Annotated in this window: 1 protein-coding gene; it reads left to right on the forward strand. The window is 77.5% G+C overall.

Going from position 1 to position 3,147, the window contains the following annotated elements; genetic code table 11:
* Positions 1 to 68 precede the first annotated feature (68 nt).
* Positions 69 to 3,147 (forward strand): DNA repair ATPase (locus AC51EU_RS28955; RefSeq protein ID WP_496270058.1); only part of this gene is annotated, 3,079 nt, incomplete at its 3' end.

Consider the following 3,147-nt stretch of genomic DNA (forward strand, 5'->3'; position numbering starts at 1 on the left):
ACCGGGCGCGGCACCGCGAGGGCCGCGCCCGCCGCCCCGCCGTACGACGTCAGCAGGGAGTTGGGTACGTGAACACCGACAGCGCGCAGCACACACCACCGGGCGCACCGGACGCGGCCGTACCCGCGGACGGCACGTACGAGGTCCTGCGGGACCGGCTGGCCGCCGCGGCCGCCGACCTCACCGCCCGCGCGGAGGAACTCAACACCCGCCGCACCGAGACCTTCGGCGGCACCGCGCGGGCACTGCTCGCCACCGTCCGGCTGGACACCGCCGACGCCTGCCTGCCCCGCGACATCGCCCAGGTCGGCGGGCTGCTGCTGTTCGGCCACCACCCGCCGGCCTCCGCCGACGGCCGCGCACCGGACGTCGCCGACGTCCTCGCCCTGCACCGCCGTACCGCCGACGGTTTCGAGCCCGCCGGGCCCGACGCGCTGCCCGGCCTCCTCGACGACCCCCGCTTCCAGCGGGACTTCGCCGACCTGCACCGCTACTACCGCCAGGCCCGCCTCCTGCACCTGCGCCGCACCGGCCCCCTGCTCCTCGCCGTCTTCCGCACCGGCGACCGGCCGTCCGACGTCCGCGTCCTGCGCTGGCGGACCGCCGCCGACGGCACTCCCGCCTACCTCGACGCCGAGGGCGACCGCGACGACGTCCCGCCCGCCGGCGACCTCACCTGGACGCCCGCCACCCGCGACGACCACGTCCCCGGCCGCCACCCCCACATCGCCGTCCGGGACACCGTCTACGTCTCCACCTCCGGCGGCGCCCTCACCCTCAAGGCGGAGAACGACACCACCACCCCCGACGGCGTCCACAGCGAACCCGTCGACGAACCCCTCCAGTCCCTCGCCGACGCCGATGTCGCCCACGCCCGCGTCGGCCCCCTCGTCCTGCTGCGCGTCCGCCCCTACCGGGAGACCACCGACCGGTACCTCGTCTTCCACACCGGCACCCGCGAGGTCCGCCGGCTCGACGGCATCGGCCGGGCCTGCCGCACCCTCCCCGACGACCAGGGCATCGTCTTCCCCGGCGGCTACCACCTCGCCAACGGCACCACCCGCACCTTCGACACCGACACCGGCGGCCTGGGGTTCGCCGGCGAGATCCGCTCCCCGAACGGCGAGGACGTCCTCTACGTCTTCCGCGCCCGCGCCGAGGGACGCACCCTGCTGCTGCCCTACAACGTCATCCGCGAGGAGGCCGACGCCCCCCTCACCGGACGCGGCCACGCCCTCTTCGACGACGGCACCATGGCCGTACTGCGCCTCGAGGGCCCCGGCGCCTCCCGGGTGCACCCGGTGCAGATCTGGCGCACCCCCTTCACCTCCGACGCCCACGCCGCCGCCCGCCCCCAGGGCGAGGGGCCGCTCGCCAGGATCGGCAACGCCGCCCTCGTCCGCGGCATCTCCGACGTCCTCGCGGTCGCCCGCGCGGCCACCGGCACCACGCCCTCCACCGCCGTCTTCGACGCCGTCGCGGCCGCCGCCGCCCGCGCCGCCGACACCCACCACTGGCTCGCCGACCCCGCCCTGGGCGCCCTCGCCGAACCGCTGGAGGCCGTCCGCGCCACCGCCGCCCGGATCACCGAGGAGTCCGCCCGCCTGACCGCGCTGCGCGAACGCGCCGCCGAGCAGCTCGCCGACGCCGAGGCCCGCGTCACCGCCCTCGTCCGCACCGTCCGCGCCGACCAGCCGGACACCGCCGACGCCTGGGTGGACACCCTCGCCCGGCTGCGGCGCGCCCAGGGCGGCCTGGAGAGCCTGCGCGAGGTCCGCCACATCGACCTCGACCGCCTCGGCACCCTCGCCGCTTCGCTCGCCGACGACCTCGCCGCCACCGGGCGCCGCGCCGTCGCCTTCCTCAGCGCCGACGACGCCTTCGCCGCCGCCCACGCCACCGTCGACGCCCTCACCACCGACGCCGCCGGCCTCACCACCACCGCCGACGCCACCGCGCTCACCGCCCGCATCGACGAGCAGGCCGCCTCCCTCCACCTGGTCACCGAGGTCCTCGGCACCCTCGACCTCCCCGACACCACCGTCCGCACCGCCGTCCTCGCCCGCATCGGCGACGTCCTCGCCGCCGTCAACCGCGCCCGCGCCACCCTCGACACCCGCCGCCGCGCCCTCGCCGACGCCGAGGGCCGCGAGGAGTTCGCCGCCCGCTTCGCGCTGCTGGGCCAGTCCGTCGCCGGGGCGCTGGCCGCCGCCGGCACCCCCGAGGAGTGCGACGACCAGCTCGGCCGGCTGCTGCTCCAGGTCGAGGACCTCGAAGCACACTGCGACGGCGCGGGCGACGACGAGCGGCTCGCCCGGATCGCCGAGCGCCGCGAGGAGATCCACGAGGCGTTCGCCGCCCGCAAGCAGTCCCTCCTCGACGCCCGCGCCCACCGCACCGACCGGCTCGCCCGCTCCGCCGAACGGGTCCTGGCCACCGTCACCCGCCGCGCCCGCGCCCTGGCCACCCCCGACGAGGTCAATGCCTACTTCGCCGCCGACCCCCTCGTCGCCAAGGTCCGCGCCACCGCCGGCGAACTGCGCTCCCTCGCCGACCCGGTCCGCGCCGGCGAACTCGAAGGACGCCTCAAGGCCGCCCGCCAGGAAGCGGGCCGCGCCCTGCGCGACCGCGCCGACCTCTACGACGGCACCGGCACCCTCCGCCTGGGCCGCCACCGCTTCGCCGTCAACACCCAGCCCCTCGACCTCACCCTCGTCCCCTCCGGGGGCGGCCTCGCCTTCGCCGTCACCGGCACCGACTACCGGGCCCCCGTCCACGACGACCAGCTCGCCGCCCACCGCACCCTGTGGGACCAGCCCCTGGTCTCCGAGTCACCCGAGGTCTACCGCGCCGAGCACCTCGCCGCGCTCCTCCTCGCCGACGCCGAGGCCGGCACCGGCCCCCACACCCTCGACGTCCTGCACACCGCCGCCGCCGACGGCACCCTCGCCGCCCTGGTCCGCGAGGTCGCCGCCACCCGCTACGACGAGGGCTACGACCGCGGCGTCCACGACCACGACGCCACCACCGTCCTTGCCACCCTCCTGCGGCTGCGCGCCGGCGCCGCGCCCCTGCGCTTCACCCCGCACACCCGCGCCGCCGCCCAACTGTTCTGGGCCCACGGCACCGACCCCGCCGCCCGCACCA

The sequence above is a fragment of the Candidatus Streptomyces philanthi genome (assembly GCF_059553635.1).